Origin of the sequence: Bacillus sp. DC4300-2b2 (genome assembly GCF_049895685.1) — a bacterium.
Lineage (GTDB): Bacteria > Bacillota > Bacilli > Bacillales > Bacillaceae > Bacillus > Bacillus safensis.
This window is the reverse complement of record NZ_JAFCSW010000001.1, coordinates 849,920-866,540: the sequence shown is the minus strand read 5'-3', so window position 1 is coordinate 866,540 and position 16,621 is coordinate 849,920. Positions and strand designations below refer to the sequence as shown.

Below are 16,621 nucleotides of genomic sequence, written 5' to 3'. Positions count from 1 at the left end.
AAAAAACGTGATTCAATTTAAAAAATAATGACAGAAAGTAGGAAGCACCTTTGCACTCAATTAAAAAAATAGGTCAGAGTTTTTGGTACATCACACCGGTATCACTTACCGACCGCCCCATCCTAGGTATGGTCGCAGGCACTAACAAAACATTAATGATCGATGCGGGTAACTCAGAAGATCATGCGAACTATTTCATCCAAAGAACTTTAAAACACGAGAACACCAAGCCCGATCTCGTTGTCCTCACGCATTGGCATTGGGATCATATTTTTGGTCTGCCTGCGCTGCCTGATTCGCTTTCGATTGCTTCTGCAAAGACAAGAAAGGAAATGGAGAAGCTTGTTCCGTTTTCGTGGTCAGATGAGGCGATTGATGAGCGGGTGAGGGAAGGAACGGAGATTGAGTTCTGCGCGAAGGCCATTAAGGAAGAATATCAGGGTCATCGAGATATTCAGGTGGCTTTACCGGATGTCACGTTTGACCGTCGGATAGATATTGATCTTGGCGGCGTCACTTGCATCGTGCAGCATGTTGGAGGCGATCATGCGGCTGATTCAGTGATCGTGTATGTGAAAGAAGAGAAAATCCTGTTTCTTGGTGATTGCATTTATCCGAAAATGTATGCTGAGAGAGTACATTATACAGTGAAAGAAATATTGCGTCTTTTAGATGAGTTAGAAGCTTTTGATGCCGATACGTATATTCCTTCACACCAAAGACCGTGGAGAAAAGAGGAGTTTCGTCAGGAAACAGACAAACTTCGGATGATAGCGAAATTCACTGATCAATGTGGTGGAGATAAGCAGAAAATCACGAAAGAATATCAACATTACGTGAACAGAGAACTGAAAGAAGATGAATTAGAGACGATTGCTTATTTTGTAAATGGTTATTAAGTGATTCCGGTTATTCACTGATAACATTACCTATTTTCTAAGCCAGCTATAGTTAAGCAACAAAATCTCTCTTCTTTCCCTTTTAGCCTTAGCAGAAGGTATTGTAGCAGAAGAAAACATGATTATAAATACTACAACTAGTCCCCTCCACTAAGTTTGAGGGGCTTTTTGTTAAACTTAGGCATTTAATCAAATGTAAGTTGAAGATAACTTTTGATGTCATGTTTAGTTGGTAGATAAATGGAATAAATTTAATATAATAATGATGAAGGGTGTGAAAAGTATGATCAATATGAATTTGAAAAAAATGCGAAAAATACACAGATTTACACAAGAAGAAGTGGCTGAGAAAATTGGTGTTTCAAGGCAAGCTGTTGCGAAATGGGAATCGGGGGAAACTGTGCCGGATATCAATAATTGCAAGGCTTTGGCTGAATTATATGGCATTGCTTTGGATGATCTCGTGAATAATTTGGATGGTACAGAAATGGCAGGGGTGAAACCAAAAGGAAAACACATATTTGGACTTGTAAAGGTTGGCGAACGCGGGCAAATTGTCATCCCTAAAAAAGCGAGGGAGGTATTCAGTATCTGTCCTGGAGACAGCTTGTTGATGTTGGGCGATGAAGCTCAAGGAATTGCCATTGTAAGAAATGAGGACTTCCTGCAGTTTGCTGACGAGATATATAAGGCACAGGAAGGTCAGGAGGATGAAGAATGATTGCGATTCAAACAAAGAATCTAACCAAGAAATTCGAAGAAAAGATTGCAGTCGATTCTCTTAATCTTTCAATTGAACAAGGCGAACTTTTTACGTTACTTGGAGTGAATGGTGCAGGTAAAACGACAACGATTAAGATGTTGACCTGTCTTAGCACCCCTACAACCGGTGATGCGTCGATTCTGGGTAACAGTATTGTTTCTAATCCCTACGCAGTAAAAGAACAGATTAATGTTTCACCACAGGAAACGGCAGTAGCTCCTAATTTATCCGTGAAAGAGAATCTTGAATTAATCGCTCAAATATACGGGTTCCATAAAACAAAGATCGATATAAAAGTCGAAGAAATGCTCGGTACGTTTAGTCTGACGGAAGTATCTAAAATGAAGGCTAAAACCCTATCCGGAGGGATGCAAAGAAGACTCAGTATTGCAATGGCACTCATTACAGACCCCAAAATCCTTTTCCTTGATGAACCTACTCTTGGTCTTGATGTCATCGCAAGGCGTGAGCTATGGAGTGCTATTGAGAAATTAAAGGGGAGCATGACCATCATTCTCACGACACATTATATGGAGGAAGCAGAAGCCCTTTCGGATCGAATAGGCACGATGGCGAAAGGAAAATTAAAGGCAGTTGGAACAGCAGCCGAATTGAAGGAAAGCACCAACACCAAATCACTTGAGGATGCGTTTGTGTCATTAGCTGCTAAAGAGGAGGTCGTAAGATGAAATCACTCGCTTTTGCTTCACGTAATGGTAAAGAGATTTTAAGAGATCCTTTAAACGTAGCTTTTGGTATAGGCTTTCCGTTAGTTATCTTATTATTGCTTCATGCTATTCAAACGAATATTCCATCTGATGTATTTGCTATTGATCAACTTATTCCTGGCATAGCTGTTTTTGGTCTTTCTTTTATCTCACTATTCGCTGGAATGTTAATAGCTAAAGATCGAAGTACCTCATTCTTGATGAGATTGTTTACTACACCCCTTTCTGCCTCAGACTACATTGTAGGGTATATTGTGCCACTCCTACCTATTGCGATTGTTCAAGTTATCATTAGTTTTATCACAGCTTTTTTCTTAGGTTTACCTTTTAATGCCAATGTTTTGTTATCTATTCTTGTCCTTTTACCAACATCTTTACTATTTATCGGCATAGGGCTCTTAGTAGGGAGTATATTTAACGATAAGCAAGTTGGTGGTATTTGTGGAGCGCTACTAACGAATATGAGCGCATGGTTAAGTGGTACATGGTTTGATTTGAATTTAGTTGGAGGCTGGTTCAAAAATATTGCATACGCACTACCATTTGCTCACGCAGTAGACGCTAGCAGAGCTGCCTTATCTGGAGACTATGCATCAATTTTACTGCATTTTTGGTGGGTGATAGGATATACAGGTATTATTGTAGCTATCGCCATTTTTGCTTTTAAAAAGAAAATGAATGGGGAAAACGATTAGTTTGGTACAGTTTTTGGTGAAGAAATTTACAGCTGGGTTACCTGTGTCTTTTTCTGTATGATAAACTTTAATGAAGTTGTCATTTGAGTAGAGGGAGGTACATATGAAACAGCTTTACATGAAGCAAAAAGTACTTAGTCTTAGCGGCAGGTTTATGGTAAAGGATCAACAGGAGAATGATGTATATGTGGTCGAAGGCAGCTTTATGAAGATGCCGAAGACGTTTACCATTCTGAATACAGAACGAGAAGAAATTGCTGTGATTACGAAGAAAATATTTAGCTTTTTACCGACGTTTTTAGTAGAAGTTGGTGGTCAAGAGATATTGACGATCAAAAAAGAGTTTACGTTCTTTAAAGCAAAATATTCCATTGATGCTGCTGGGATCGAAGTGCAAGGTAACTGGTGGGATATGAATTTCCAGGTGCTCCAGAACGGCGAAGTGATCGGTCAGGTGAAGAAGGAATGGTTTACTTGGGGTGACAGCTATAAGGTTGATATTCTGAAAGAAGAAATGGAGCCTGTGATGATTGCGCTCGTTGTTGCGATTGATTGTGTGAAAGCTGATGAAGCAGCGTCTAGGTCTTCATCGTCGTCGACGACGAATTAGTTAAATATATTCTTAAAGTATAATGAAATGAAGAAGAGTGATAGGACATTACTCTTCTTCATTAAAAAGACGAATCATGTTTCATTACTTATCAATGGGATATTTCTCTCCATTTTTTATTAATTTTTCTTCAATTATTTCTTTCACATTTAGATGAAGATCTGAGCAAAGCATTAGTGAATATATTAAGATATCGGCTATTTCCTCTCGGATGTTTTCTTCGTTCGCCTCAAGAGCTTCTTCATTACTTTTCCATTGGAAGTCTTCAAGCAGTTCAGCTGCTTCTATCGAGATTGAGATGGCCAAGTCTTTTGGGTTATGATATTGTCTCCAGTTTCGATCATCTCTAAATTGGTTAATTGAATGTATTAAATCTTTGATCTCCGTCATATTTGCCTCCCTCTTTTATCTCTTGTAATTTCCTTCTCAATTTTTCATCTGTTGCATAAATATAAAGCCCATGAATGCCTCGCTTCATCAGAACGTTAATCGAGTTTAGTATAATCTTTTCTTTTGCCTGTTTGATTTCCTCTGGAGACATGTCACTTCTTGATGTGAATGCACCTGTGTCTTTATAACTTGACGTGTCTATGAGAAGTTCATCCTTGTCTTCATCATAACTGATAGAAGGACCAAGTATGACACCGACATAATTTAAATCAAATCCTTGAACCGTATAGATTGAGCCGACTTCTCTAATTGAATCTGCATGTTCAGCCCATGTCCATTTATCATTTGTAAAATTCCAAGGCATATTAATACCAGCTTCATCTACGATATAGGAAGCTCCATCTTTTTTATGTAAAAAGTCAAAGGTAGATACAATGCGGGATAGGCCTACTTCATCATCTTTCTGCTTAATGGCAGTTTTAAATTCCTCCGGCTCCTCAAAAATTTTAAGTTCGAAAGAATCCTGTTTTATAGGCAGAGGTAACAATTGTTTTGACACAAATTGGTCAATCCATTTCAACGTATCAGTATCAGCATGCATACGCATCTGTTCTGTGAGTTTTACAGTCTTGGCATGATATCTATTTGTAATTTCCTCGAGTAATTTTTCATTCCAGTAGCTTTTAATTTTGAGTACCTGCTTTGGATCAAAAATGACAATTGTTATTTTACTTCGTTTGATAATTTCTTCTAGTTGGTTTTGGTAATGGAAGTTATTGTACTTATCATCTTTTGTTAATAAAAGATGGGCTTCATCAATTAACACGATGTCAGCCATTTCACCTGACTTTGTCATCTGATTGATAAACGAGGTTGGTCTCATAATTTGTTTCTTTTTCAGGTTTGGCAGACTCTTTGCGATGTTTTGATATGTTTTAAGCATTTCCGCATGATTTACAAGTAAATAATTGTTCTTTTTGTTTAAAACAGAGTCCATATCATTTGATAAATCTTGAATTGTATTAAAAAGAGAACTCAGTAAAACACTTTTCCCAGTTCCTGCATCACCTTCTATCGAAATCACATGGTGACCTGACTGTTTGATATGCTCTTTACAAAAGGATAAGATTTCATGCTTAATTTCTACTTGTTGAGGTGATAATTCTTTATAGGGAGAAAGTTTATAAATATCTCTATTTTTTAAGGTTTCAATTGAATTACTAACGATCTTTTCTTTTTGAAGTTGCTCCCATATCTCTTTAAAAACAGTTTCATTGTAAAAATCTTTTTGATAATAATGATGCATTTCCCTCGATCGTGTCTGACTAACATTTTTTAATTGGAAACGATTTTCTGCAATAAAGTAGTTTATGAGATTTGTCTCAATATTGTAAGAGGCGGATTGATGAAATCGTTCATGTCCAATCAGAATTGTTTTAGTTAATTTGTTCTTTTTTGGGTCTTTTAAATGCTGCTTCAAACGTCTGCTAGCTTGGACTGACTGGCCAATATAAGCAGATGGTTTCTTCTTTTCATCATAGAGAATGTAGACAATAGGTTGATTATGGAATAAGGTTGTTCGTAAAGAAAGAATGTGATTTGTATTAAAATCGCGTTTTTCAATAAAAAGTTCACTCATTTAGCTAGCCCCTGTAGTCTTTTTACCTATTATCGTATCATAAATTTAGCAAAATATCTCAGTGATCATAAGTGAATATTGAATTACTCGATTTTCATAGAGAGATAGAAGCCTTTGATTTACTTGTAATTGTGGGAAAACCCAAATGAGATTTATCATATGAACAACGAGGTGAGCACACTGATCACATTCCAATACAAAGTATTTCTAACAGTCGTCGAATGCGGGAGTTTTACAAAAGCCGGGGAAAAGCTTGGGCTGACGCAGTCTGGGGTGAGTCATAATATTGCGAAGCTTGAGTCGGAACTCGGGATTGTGCTGCTTCGACGGAATCGAAACGGGCTGTCGTTGACAGACGCAGGAGAGCGGGTGATACCGCATATCCGGCAAATCATGCATCATGCGGCATTGCTTGAGCAGGAGGCGGCGCTAATTCAAGGGATGGAAGTGGGGGGCATCAAGATTGGGACATTCCCTAGTTTTTCTTCAAATGTCCTTCCACGCCTTATTCATCGTTTTACGCAAAGCTATCCGCATATCAAGCTGGAGTTATATGAAGGCGGTTATGAGGAGATCGAGGAATGGATCGCTTCAGGCACGGTTGATGTTGGTTTTTTAACGCAGTCATCGAGGGAATTCGAGACTGTTCCACTTTTTCAGGATGAATTGGTGGTGCTCATACAAGAGAATCATCGCTTTCATACGAAGAAAGTGATTGAAGTTGACTCGTTACATGATGAAGCCTTTATCATGCCGAAAGCGGGCTGTGACATACTCGTTAAGAAGCTGTTAAAAGAAAGAGGCAGCGTGAAGCCTCATGTTTTGTTTGAAATTGAAGACAACAATACGCTTATTTCTATGGTTCAAGAAGGGCTTGGGGTCACAATCATTCCAAAATTAATTTTGCCGCCGCACATACCTCATACGAAAGTCATTCCACTAGAGACGAACGTCTATCGTGAGGTCAACCTGGCGCTCAAATCATTCAAAGCAGCTTCCCCATCGGCGAAAAGATGGATTGAAACGGTCAAAAGTCATTTTAAATAGAATCAGCTTGAACAGGAGGTCTCCCATTCAAGCTGGTGTTTTATAAAGTCAACACGCCTCGGATCGTGATGACAGCTGCGCCTGCCACTTTGATCACCGGCTTTGATTCATTTGGAATGACTGTGATACGAAGCAAGCCAGGTCTACCGATGGCATCGCCTTGGGCAATGTTCAGGTGAGTGATTTCTTGCTGAGAAATGATGCCCTCCAAATAAAGATATCCAGCCAATGCCCCGTTTGCTGCCCCTGTCACAGGATCTTCGGGTATACCAATCCCAGGTGCAAAATCTCTCGTATAAAGTTCGCATTCTTTTGAGGTGTGGAACGTATAAAGGTGGGTTGTCGAGATGCCATGCTCTTTATTCATTCTAGCTAAAGCCGCTAAGTTCGGTGCCGCTTGATCAATGTCCTGTTGGTCCTTCATCGGAACAAGAAGATGCCAGTTACCGGTGTTTGCTAATTTGATAGGAAAGGATGGATCAATGCGGTCAATGCTCACACCAAGCATGTCACTAAGCTCTTCTAAATCAATGACAAAATCTCGCGTCTTCGGTTTCACCTGAGTCATTTCCACATCAACGACCTTGCCATTTTCTTCGTGCCATCCGACAGGAACATTGCCGATCTTTGTTTCTAACACGACCCCTGATCTCTCTTTAGCCAGCCCTATCTCCGTCGCCAGAAGCCAAGTCAATCCAACAGTCGCATGCCCGCAGAAATTGACCTCTTCTGTCGGCGTGAAGTATTTGACCCGATAATCGGCTTCCTGATCATGGGCAGGCAGCAAGAAGACGGATTCCGGTAAATTCAACTCCTTGGCGATGCTCTGCATGTCATCTTCTGTTAAAAACTCACCATCCAACACCACCCCAGCGGCATTTCCTCCAAATTTCTCAGTTGTAAACGCATCAACATGATATACTCTAATGTCTCTCATCTGACGAACCCTCCTATACATTCTTGTAACGTTAATCATAAGTTTGCCTTGTGCATTCGTAAAATGAATCTTTTTGATGTTTTAAATCGGAAATGTTCATGTAATAGAGGGAGTTTTCGCAGAATAATAGTTTGAATAAAGTATAATGAAAGAAAAAATGAAGTGAGGGATGCGACATAGCTCTGGGTGGATACATCAATATCGGACTTGTTTTTTATGAGACCATTCATATACCAAATACTTTTCGTCAATTGATTGATTATCTAGCTCAAAAAGACATGTCTATTACAAAAGTAAAGTTTAGTCAGGACCCTGACGGAGAAAGATGGATTGAACACGTTGTTAAAGAGAATACCATCAAAGATGATGACTTTTCAGGTTATTATATAGAATTTGAATTGTCGGGGTCGAAGCTAAATGATATGACCATTAACATACAAAAAGAAGCAGGTTATGTAGGGTTCGTTATCTGTTTAAAGTGGACAGAGGTTGTTTCTCATGATGTCATTCATCTTCAGCAGGAGATCATACGCTGTCTTGTGGATCTTTATCATACGAGAACGTTTGAATATGCGTTCATTGGACATGAAATTGAAGTCGAGATTCATCCAGATAAGTTTGAAAAGTGCCTGCAAGGCCAGCATGCTTTTCCAGTTGCTCTAATTGGGAAAGGAAAGCACATAGATATTTATTATGGTGATGTGGCGATTGATGATCTTTCTTCTCAAGAAAGAAGGATAGAATGTTTAAAGGTTAAAAGCTAATAGTAAAAAAGCCTCCTGATACTCTCAGGAGGCTTTTTCCGTCCATCACCCATAATAATTATTCGCTTGAATAAAAAATTGGGATTGTGTGTAGTTATATGTGATCTTCGAAAAGTCGAAGGGCTGGCCGTTTGTGAGGTGAAAGACCGTCTCGACGCGGAGAGCGGGATCGTCTTGTTTGAGGCCGAGGTGCGTCGCTTCGGTTTCATTCAATTTGCCTACTTGTAAGTACATATCGGAGAAACCGACTTTGAGCCCCAAACCTTCACTGACGAATTTAAAAACAGAATCGGCGGCAATTTCTGTGTTGAGATAAGGAATAATCGTTTTTCGGTAATAGGAGTCTTCTAAACATAAGGTTTGTCCGTTGATGTAACGAATGCGTTTAAGGTAAAAAACATCTTCATCTTGTTCAATGTTCAAATTAAGTGCAGCTTCTTCGGACGGCTTGATGGTGTCTAGCATTAAAACCTCTGATGTCAGTTGAAATTCCTCTAAGTCTTTTTTAAACCCTTGGTTGGATAAAAGGCTGATGTAGCCCTTGCGCCGGTGTCTTCGAACAAAGATGCCGCTGCCCCTCACTTGATAGATAATTCCTTTTTTTTCGAGTAATTCTAACGATTTGATAATGGTACTCTTGCTCACAGCAAATTGGCTCATGAGTGTTTCGAGTACAGGGAGCTTATCCCCTTGTTGCATCTCATGGGTGACAATATATTTTTCAATATCGCTCGCAATTTGTTGATACTTTAACATGGCTATTCCTCTTTGTTTTCACGATTTATTGTCTTTGTATTATAGCACATACCAAATTTCCTTTGATATGCTATTTAAAATTATATATGTATTGATAAATTGTACCGGTATAATTATAATGTACATATACTAGTAGTGATAAAGGGGGGGTTTTATATGTCAAAAGTGAGGGACTATCAAAAGCTTGCAGAAGACCTCTTAGAGGCAGTTGGCGGAGAAGAAAATGTGGTGAGTGCTACAAGATGCGCCACGCGGCTGCGTTTGGTCTTAAAACGTTCGAATCCAAAGGCAAAGGAAGCAGTCAATGCGATGCCTGGCGTCATTACCGTGGTGGAAAATGGCGGTCAATTTCAGGTCGTTATCGGTCAGCATGTTGGTGAGGTATATGGGCATTTTTCAAGCCTTGTTCAGCTGCAGCCGTCTGATGATGATCAGCCAAATGAAAACAAGGGAACGGTGCTGAACCGTGTCATCGCGACCATGTCTGCTGTGTTTGCGCCATTTGTGTATATTTTGGCAGCAGCAGGTATTTTACAAGGTGCACTTATCCTCATTAATTTATTATTTCCAAGCTTCTCGAAAACGGGAACGTATGAAGTCTTTAGCTTTATTTCATGGGCACCGTTTACGTTCTTGCCTATCTTTATCGCCATCACAGCAGCCAAGCATTTTAAAACGAATATGTATATCGCCGTAGCGTGTACAGCAGCGCTTGTCAGTCCAGCTTGGACGGAGATTGCTGGACGCGTGGCATCAGGGGAAGGCGTTACTTTTTTAGGCATAGCGTTATCTGAAACAGTTTATACGTCATCTGTTTTGCCGCCGCTATTCTTGGTATGGATCCTTTCATATGTAGAGAGATTTTTAAACAAACGCATTCACGAAGTGGTCAAACCGTTATTTGTGCCATTTATCTGTATGGTTGTCATGGTTCCGTTAACGATTCTATTAATTGGTCCTCTTTCGACAGCCGGTGCAAATGGGATTGCAAACGGATACAATGTCTTAGCGGAAAATGTACCAGCTTTAGCAGGTGCTATTATCGGAGGATTCTGGCAAGTGCTTGTCATTTTCGGTGTTCACTGGGGCATTACACCAATGGTGCTCGCCAACTTTGAACAATATGGACGTGACTCCTTCCAGGCATATCAAACCATCGCTGTTATCGCTCAGGTCGGCGCAGTGTTAGGGGTTATTTTAAAAGCAAGAAACCGCGAAACACGAAAAGTCGGGGTTTCAGCGGGAATCACGGGTCTCTTTGGAATTACTGAGCCTGCGATTTATGGGGTTACCCTGCGTTTCAAAAAACCATTTATTTTCGGATGTATATCTGGAGCGGTCGGTGCCATTGCTGCCAGCTTCTTTACGCCTTATTACTTTGCGTATGCAGGTTTGCCTGGTCCACTGACGATTGTAAACGGAATTAGTTCAGATTATCCAACATCGATCATCGGCATATTGATTGGTGTCGCAATTGCGCTGATCTTACCAGTTGTGCTTATTCAAATGTTTGGTTATGGGGAAGATACAGTGGAACAGACAGCCGGTGCAACGTCTGATAAAGAGCAAGTTGGAGAAAAAATGAATGCTTCGATGAATAATGAAGAAACCATTCCTGCACCGCTTGCAGGGAAAGTGATCCCGTTATCTGAAGTGCCAGATGCCGTATTTAGCTCGGGGGCGATGGGCAAAGGGTTTGCGATTGAACCGACAGACAACAAGCTGTATGCACCGTTTGACGGCAGTGTCGTCATGCTTGCGCCAACAAAGCATGCGATTGGACTGCGTTCAGAATTCGGGGTGGAGTTACTAGTTCATGTAGGAATTGATACGGTTTCCCTAGATGGCTCAGCATTTACTCTGCATATCAAAGAAGGCAGCAAGGTGAAGAAGGGTGACTTGTTGATGACATTTGATCAAGAAGCCATTGAAAGCAAAGGATTAAAAACAATCACACCAGTCATCATCACCAATACACAAGCGTACGAAGATGTGATTGTAGAGAAACGTGAGACATGTCAGCCAACAGACGTCATGATCACAATTGTTAAATAGGAGGAATGAATAATGACATTACCAAAAGATTTTCTATGGGGCGGAGCATTAGCTGCACATCAATTTGAAGGTGGATGGAATGAAGCTGGAAAAGGCCCAAGTGTTGTAGATGTGATGACAGCAGGTGCTCATGGAGTACCGAGACAAATAACTGAAACGATAGAAGAAGATAAATTTTATCCGAATCATGAAGCAATCGATTTCTATCATCGATATAAGGAAGATATCGCGATGTTTGCCGAAATGGGTTTGAAATGCTTACGTACATCGATTGGCTGGAGCCGGATTTTCCCTAAGGGAGATGAAGAAGAGCCGAATGAAGCAGGTTTACAATTCTATGATGATGTATTCGATGAACTGCTCAAGCACGGCATCGAGCCTGTGATTACGCTATCTCACTTTGAGATGCCGCTCCATTTAGCAAGAGAGTACGGCGGGTTCCGCAGCCGAAAAGTCGCTGAGTATTTCGCGAAATTCGCAGAAGTATGCTTCAATCGATACAAGGACAAGGTCACATACTGGATGACATTTAATGAAATCAATAACAAAATGGATGTCAACAACCCGCTGTTCCTTTGGACAAATTCAGGGGTATCAGTCAAAGCAGGCGAAAATGCCAAAGAAGTCATGTATCAAGCAGGACACCATGAATTACTTGCAAGTGCATGGGCAGTAGCCAAAGGAAAAGAAATCAATCCTGCTTTCCAAATTGGAGCGATGGTGTCTCACGTGCCAATCTATCCATATTCCTCAAACCCTGAGGATGTCATGCTGGCAGAGGAATATATGAGACAGCGCTATTTCTTCCCAGATGTACAGGTGCGCGGCTACTATCCGAGCTATGCATTAAAAGAATTCGAACGCGAAGGCTATCACATTCCATTTGAAGAAGGCGATGAAGAAAGCTTAAGAAAAGGGAAAGTGGATTATCTAGGCTTTAGCTACTACATGTCGACAACGGTTAAAAGTGATACGGTGTCTGATCACAACGGAGACATTGTCAACGGAGCCCTGCCGCATGGTGTAGATAACCCTTATATCAAATCAAGTGACTGGGGCTGGTCCATTGACCCGACAGGCTTAAGATATACATTGAATCGTTTTTACGATCGCTATCAAATCCCGTTATTCATCGTAGAGAATGGATTTGGTGCAATAGATCAAGTGGAAGAAGACGGTTCTATTCACGATCCAGAAAGAATTCAATATCTCGCTTCTCATATCGAAGCACTGAAAAAAGCCATTGAATACGACGGTGTCGACCTTATTGGCTACACACCTTGGGGCATCATTGATATCGTGTCATTCACAACAGGAGAAATGAAAAAACGCTACGGCATGATCTACGTTGACCGCGACAACGAAGGAAACGGCTCAATGAAGCGCCTCAAAAAAGATTCGTTTACTTGGTATCAAAACGTCATCGCAACGAACGGTGAAGAAGTGTAATAAAGGAAAATAGAAGCCCGGACGAGCGTGGTATATGCTTGTTCGGGTTTTTCATTGTTTATGTTTTATTAATGCCTGAATACAAAGAAAAAAGAGAGTAATAGCGACAAAATAGTTCATTGGATTGAGAAAGATCTTAATGTTCAAGGATATTTGAAGAAGAATCCAAAAGCCGAATATCACCATAACAGCAGGAATGATTTTTTTATACACATTGATTCTCCTTTCGAGAGTAGTTTGTTTTTAATTGGCATTGTCTCATATCATTGCAGAGATTGAAAATGAGATAAAGATATTAATAGGCTCTATTACACCATTTGGTATAATTGATCTATAAAAGCGATAAATGGTAGATAAAGAATAGGAGCTGTTGAAATGAATCAAACTCTGCAAATGGGTGCCAATACCGTACTAAACTCTCCAAAGGGACAAGTATCTATCAGTTATGAAGTATCATCTGCAATTGATATTTCTTTAACAGCGTTTCTCTTAACAGATTCAGATCTAGTTCAAGGAGATAATGGCATTATTTTTTACAATCAGCCGGAGAGTGCCACGGGTGTCGCGACACTTTTACCAGCAGAGATATCAGGTCAGTTGAAAAGGCATCAATTGAATTTTGATATGAGCAAAGTGCCTGCTGGAATCACAAAGGTGGCGATTACACTAACAGAGGATCAAGGCATTGGTTTTTCTCAAGTGAAGAATCTGCAAGCAGAAATTCAAACAGGCGATGAGGTACTATACCTTACACCAGTAAGCTTTACAAATGAAAAGGGTATTGTCTTAGTAGAGCTATATATCAGAAATGGTGAAACGAAAGCACGATCCATCTGGCGTGGCTTCGATTCTGGATTAGAAGGGCTATGCAAGCTTTTTGGGGTAGAGGTTGAACCTTATGAACAGGATGTTTCTACACCTCCTCAAATGACTTCTGAAAAACTAATTGATGAGCCTGCTCCAATGAAGCCAGCTGCTAAAGAGAAAGTCGCTGCACCAATTAGCTTAGAGAAAGTTCAAGGTAAAATTAGTCTAGACAAAGGTCATAAACCAATCATCATTGAAAAAACGCCTGAGATTACAGCTACAGTATCCTGGGAGTCTGGAACTGATTATGATATTTATGCATTGGTCTATACGAAGTCAGGAAAACAAATAGATGTGGCCATGTTTGGCGCAAAAGGTGTTCCTGCTCTCAAAAGTTACGGTAACGGAGCTGTAGAGCATATGGGAGATGTCGGTAGAGACCGTGAATTGATGAAAACAGAAGTCATTAAATTACGGTTAAATGACGATATCCTTGCTATCGTTCCGGTTGTTTATTCTGCTCAATCAAACGGAACAGGTTCCTTTTATAGATATAGGGTATCTATGAGTATCGATAATCACCAAGGAACATCTGTGACAATTCATGCCAAACATGCGAATGATAATGATCGGATTTATTCTTGTGTGCCGGGTATGCTTCAAAATACAAATGATGGTGTGATCATCCGTCCGCTAGAGCTTTACAGCAAACCAAATTCCGAGCGCAGACCTAAATTAAAAATGAAGTCTTCTAATGAAATTGATGTTTTGATGGATAAAGGACCAATCAATGATTATAAATAAAACGAATGTATGGCTAGACAGAGCAAAGTCCATTGTCTAGCTTATTTTATTTAACTTTTAAATAGAGAGCCTATTCCATTATTTATGTTATTTAGCCTATTTTTCCGTTTTGAGGGGCACGGTAAAATAGACTTTATGATCAATAATGGAGGGAGTGACTTCTTCTGGGCAAGATACTTGATGCAAAAGCACTAACAAGTGCCATGGACACAAGGGCAAAACACTATCAGGAACTCCGCGAACAAATGGTAGATTTAAAAAAGGCATTACAAGGTGTGGCCAACCTCGGTGATGATTTTACTGGGAAAGGTGCCGATAACATTAAAAGCTTTTATAAAGAGCTCGCCGGAAATGTAGACATGTTTATCAGCTTCATCGATAAGCAAAAAGCCTTTCATGAAGGTGTTTCTGGGGCACTTGATGATACGAGCTTTGGTGGCGATACCTTTGTAGAAGAACACTTTTTAGACAACGCAGTACATATGGGCATTAAAAATGCCAAAAGCATTGTAAAGGATCAAAAAAAGGCACTCAAAACGATTTTTCAAGACATTGATGATCTCATTTCACTAGAGGTATTTGATAGCCAAAACTTTGACGAAAAAATAGAAGATGCGGAAGATGAACGAAAAAAGACAGTCAAAGATCTAAGAGAGCTTGATCAAAATTTAAAAGATGAATATGCTTTGTCAGAGACGGAGCAGCAAGCTACAATGGCATTGTACGCTGAAATGATGAATGCGACAAATGACGGAAAAGCGATTTCGCCTATGAATTTTGACAAGAAAGCGTATCAAAATAGCGAAATCTACAAGGCAAAAAGTGATATTGAAAAGCAAACTTCTGAATATCTGAAAATCAAAAAAGAACAAGAAGAAGCCCGCGAGATCGCAAAGGAACAAGAAGCCCTCGCCAACCGTCCTTGGTATGAAAAAGCGCTCGATTACGGTGGAAATATCGTCAATGAACTGACTGGTGTGAACGATGCAAAACGTGCCGCAACAGGTGTTGATCCAATCACAGGTGAGGAACTCACCGCAGGCCAGCGAGTCGCGGCAGGAGGCATGGCAGCAGCAGGCTACATCCCAATCGTCGGCTGGGCAGGCCGCATTTTCAAAGGCGGAAAAGCTGTCTATAAAACCACCCAAGCCACATCAGCCGCAGTCAGGGCAGTTGACATCTACAAGACATCACAAAAATCCTTTGACGCCTTGAAAACATCTCAAAAAGGCTTATATGGCCTCACCGCCACCAACGGCTTCAGCGAAGCGATCACTGGCCGAGATATGTTTGGAAATAAAATTTCTAAAGAACAGCAGGAAGCGAGTATGAACACGGCTCTGGGGATGCTTTTGCCGTTTGGTAAAAAGAGCTTCAATGGTAGTCTGAGGATCGGTGAACAAAAAGTTGCTGAGAATATTATAGCAGAAAGAACCAAGGGATTAGATTTAAAGAAGCACCCTATACAAAGAAAGCAGTTAAGCGCTAAGAAGATGAAAGAGTTGAAAGACAAATTTGAGAATAGGACGATTACGAAATTAGAATACGAAAATTATAGATGGAATAAAAAGTTTGCCAAACATAGAAACACTGGTGTGAATGAGTTTTGGTATCAGGAACGTCAAAGGATTTTGAATAAAGAGGGTCCAACCAGAAACTGGGATAAGCAGCAATTAAGTGATATTCTAAATGGTAAGAAGCCTAAAGTAGATGGAAAAACTGTGCAAGGTCACCATTCTTACAGTGCATCACAATATCCACATTTAGCGAACAAAGGTGAAATTATATATCCAGCCACACCAAATGAACATTTTAATGGTTGGCATGGAGGTAATTGGAAGAACAGTCTGCCTGGAGAAAGAATTAAACCTATTGACGATTTCTAAACTATGGAGGAGAAAATAAATGCCTAAAATAAAAATGCGAATAGAGAAAGATGATAATCAAATCAAATATATCTCGATTCTAAGAAAACTTACAGATAAAAGTATTTCTGAAATAAAAGAAGCAATAAATAAAAATGATTTTATTTTATCTTATAATTTATTAGATATTGATGAATTGAAAGAGATGAAAAAAATTATCAGTTTACTAGAAAAAGCCGGAGCTAAAATGCATATTTATGAAGATAGTCGAGAGGTTAGTGTTGAATTTTTAGATAATCTTATTGAATCTTATTTGGATACAGAAAAGTATCTAGAAGAAGTTGACGAGCAAATAAATGATGATTAAATTTTGTGGCTTTGAAACAGATGATGAGTTGGACTGTATAAATTAG

At 39.8% G+C, this 16,621-nt stretch carries 16 protein-coding genes; 12 read left to right on the top strand and 4 right to left on the bottom strand.

All coding sequences use genetic code 11. The features are described from left to right. Positions 1–50 precede the first annotated feature (50 nt). The 5 genes from ACP69X_RS04430 to ACP69X_RS04410 all read left to right on the top strand — a co-directional run bounded on the left by ACP69X_RS04430 (position 51) and on the right by ACP69X_RS04410 (position 3,695). Positions 51–899: an MBL fold metallo-hydrolase gene (locus ACP69X_RS04430; RefSeq protein WP_073979563.1), complete on the top strand. Its 849-nt coding sequence runs from the start codon at positions 51–53 to the stop codon at positions 897–899. Positions 900–1,182: 283 nt separating this feature from the next. Further along, complete coding sequence (locus ACP69X_RS04425; RefSeq protein WP_073979562.1) at positions 1,183–1,620, top strand: helix-turn-helix domain-containing protein; 438 nt, start codon at positions 1,183–1,185, stop codon at positions 1,618–1,620. Then, the gene (locus ACP69X_RS04420; RefSeq protein ID WP_073979561.1) at positions 1,617–2,351 is read left to right on the top strand and encodes an ABC transporter ATP-binding protein; all 735 of its coding nucleotides are present in this window, start codon (positions 1,617–1,619) and stop codon (positions 2,349–2,351) included. Before ACP69X_RS04425 ends, ACP69X_RS04420 begins: the two co-directional genes overlap by 4 nt. After that, positions 2,348–3,085: an ABC transporter permease gene (locus tag ACP69X_RS04415; protein WP_073979560.1), complete on the top strand. Its 738-nt coding sequence runs from the start codon at positions 2,348–2,350 to the stop codon at positions 3,083–3,085. Before ACP69X_RS04420 ends, ACP69X_RS04415 begins: the two co-directional genes overlap by 4 nt. Before the next feature lie 103 nt (positions 3,086–3,188). Beyond that, positions 3,189–3,695, top strand: a complete 507-nt coding sequence (locus tag ACP69X_RS04410; RefSeq protein ID WP_075612208.1) for an LURP-one-related/scramblase family protein — start codon at positions 3,189–3,191, stop codon at positions 3,693–3,695. An 84-nt stretch (positions 3,696–3,779) separates the two neighbouring features. Here the strand turns inward: ACP69X_RS04410 and ACP69X_RS04405 are convergent, their stop codons facing one another. Together ACP69X_RS04405 and ACP69X_RS04400 are read right to left on the bottom strand one after the other, a co-directional pair. Next, positions 3,780–4,085 (bottom strand): nucleotide pyrophosphohydrolase, encoded by a 306-nt coding sequence (locus ACP69X_RS04405; protein WP_075612207.1) that lies wholly within the window; start codon positions 4,083–4,085, stop codon positions 3,780–3,782. Beyond that, the gene (locus ACP69X_RS04400) at positions 4,051–5,724 is read right to left on the bottom strand and encodes a DUF2075 domain-containing protein (RefSeq protein WP_426052461.1); all 1,674 of its coding nucleotides are present in this window, start codon (positions 5,722–5,724) and stop codon (positions 4,051–4,053) included. Before ACP69X_RS04400 ends, ACP69X_RS04405 begins: the two co-directional genes overlap by 35 nt. Positions 5,725–5,883: 159 nt before the next feature. On the opposite strand from ACP69X_RS04400, the gene ACP69X_RS04395 reads away from it, so the two are divergent. Beyond that, positions 5,884–6,771 (top strand): LysR family transcriptional regulator, encoded by an 888-nt coding sequence (locus tag ACP69X_RS04395; protein WP_423359957.1) that lies wholly within the window; start codon positions 5,884–5,886, stop codon positions 6,769–6,771. Positions 6,772–6,811: 40 nt separating this feature from the next. Here the strand turns inward: ACP69X_RS04395 and ACP69X_RS04390 are convergent, their stop codons facing one another. Beyond that, the gene (locus ACP69X_RS04390; RefSeq protein WP_426052460.1) at positions 6,812–7,708 is read right to left on the bottom strand and encodes a PhzF family phenazine biosynthesis protein; all 897 of its coding nucleotides are present in this window, start codon (positions 7,706–7,708) and stop codon (positions 6,812–6,814) included. A 176-nt stretch (positions 7,709–7,884) separates the two neighbouring features. Here ACP69X_RS04390 and ACP69X_RS04385 point away from each other — a divergent pair, with 176 nt between their 5' ends. Further along, the gene (locus ACP69X_RS04385; RefSeq protein WP_117616640.1) at positions 7,885–8,472 is read left to right on the top strand and encodes an Imm64 family immunity protein; all 588 of its coding nucleotides are present in this window, start codon (positions 7,885–7,887) and stop codon (positions 8,470–8,472) included. Positions 8,473–8,517: 45 nt separating this feature from the next. Here ACP69X_RS04385 and ACP69X_RS04380 read toward each other — a convergent pair whose 3' ends face one another. Then, the gene (locus ACP69X_RS04380; RefSeq protein ID WP_041089484.1) at positions 8,518–9,228 is read right to left on the bottom strand and encodes a GntR family transcriptional regulator; all 711 of its coding nucleotides are present in this window, start codon (positions 9,226–9,228) and stop codon (positions 8,518–8,520) included. Positions 9,229–9,384: 156 nt separating this feature from the next. Here ACP69X_RS04380 and ACP69X_RS04375 point away from each other — a divergent pair, with 156 nt between their 5' ends. The 5 genes from ACP69X_RS04375 to ACP69X_RS04355 all read left to right on the top strand — a co-directional run bounded on the left by ACP69X_RS04375 (position 9,385) and on the right by ACP69X_RS04355 (position 16,575). Beyond that, positions 9,385–11,283 (top strand): beta-glucoside-specific PTS transporter subunit IIABC, encoded by a 1,899-nt coding sequence (locus ACP69X_RS04375; RefSeq protein WP_041089485.1) that lies wholly within the window; start codon positions 9,385–9,387, stop codon positions 11,281–11,283. A gap of 9 nt (positions 11,284–11,292) precedes the next feature. Further along, on the top strand, positions 11,293–12,732 hold the full coding sequence (gene bglA, locus ACP69X_RS04370) for a 6-phospho-beta-glucosidase BglA (RefSeq protein WP_117616641.1): 1,440 nt from the start codon (positions 11,293–11,295) through the stop codon (positions 12,730–12,732). A 375-nt stretch (positions 12,733–13,107) separates the two neighbouring features. Further along, positions 13,108–14,343, top strand: a complete 1,236-nt coding sequence (locus ACP69X_RS04365; protein ID WP_426052459.1) for a TerD family protein — start codon at positions 13,108–13,110, stop codon at positions 14,341–14,343. Positions 14,344–14,546: 203 nt separating this feature from the next. Beyond that, positions 14,547–16,229: a T7SS effector LXG polymorphic toxin gene (locus tag ACP69X_RS04360; protein ID WP_411264170.1), complete on the top strand. Its 1,683-nt coding sequence runs from the start codon at positions 14,547–14,549 to the stop codon at positions 16,227–16,229. 19 nt (positions 16,230–16,248) lie between these two features. Further along, a complete protein-coding gene (locus ACP69X_RS04355; RefSeq protein ID WP_041087420.1) occupies positions 16,249–16,575 on the top strand; it encodes a hypothetical protein in 327 nt (108 codons plus the stop codon). The last annotated feature ends 46 nt before the right edge of the window (positions 16,576–16,621 follow it).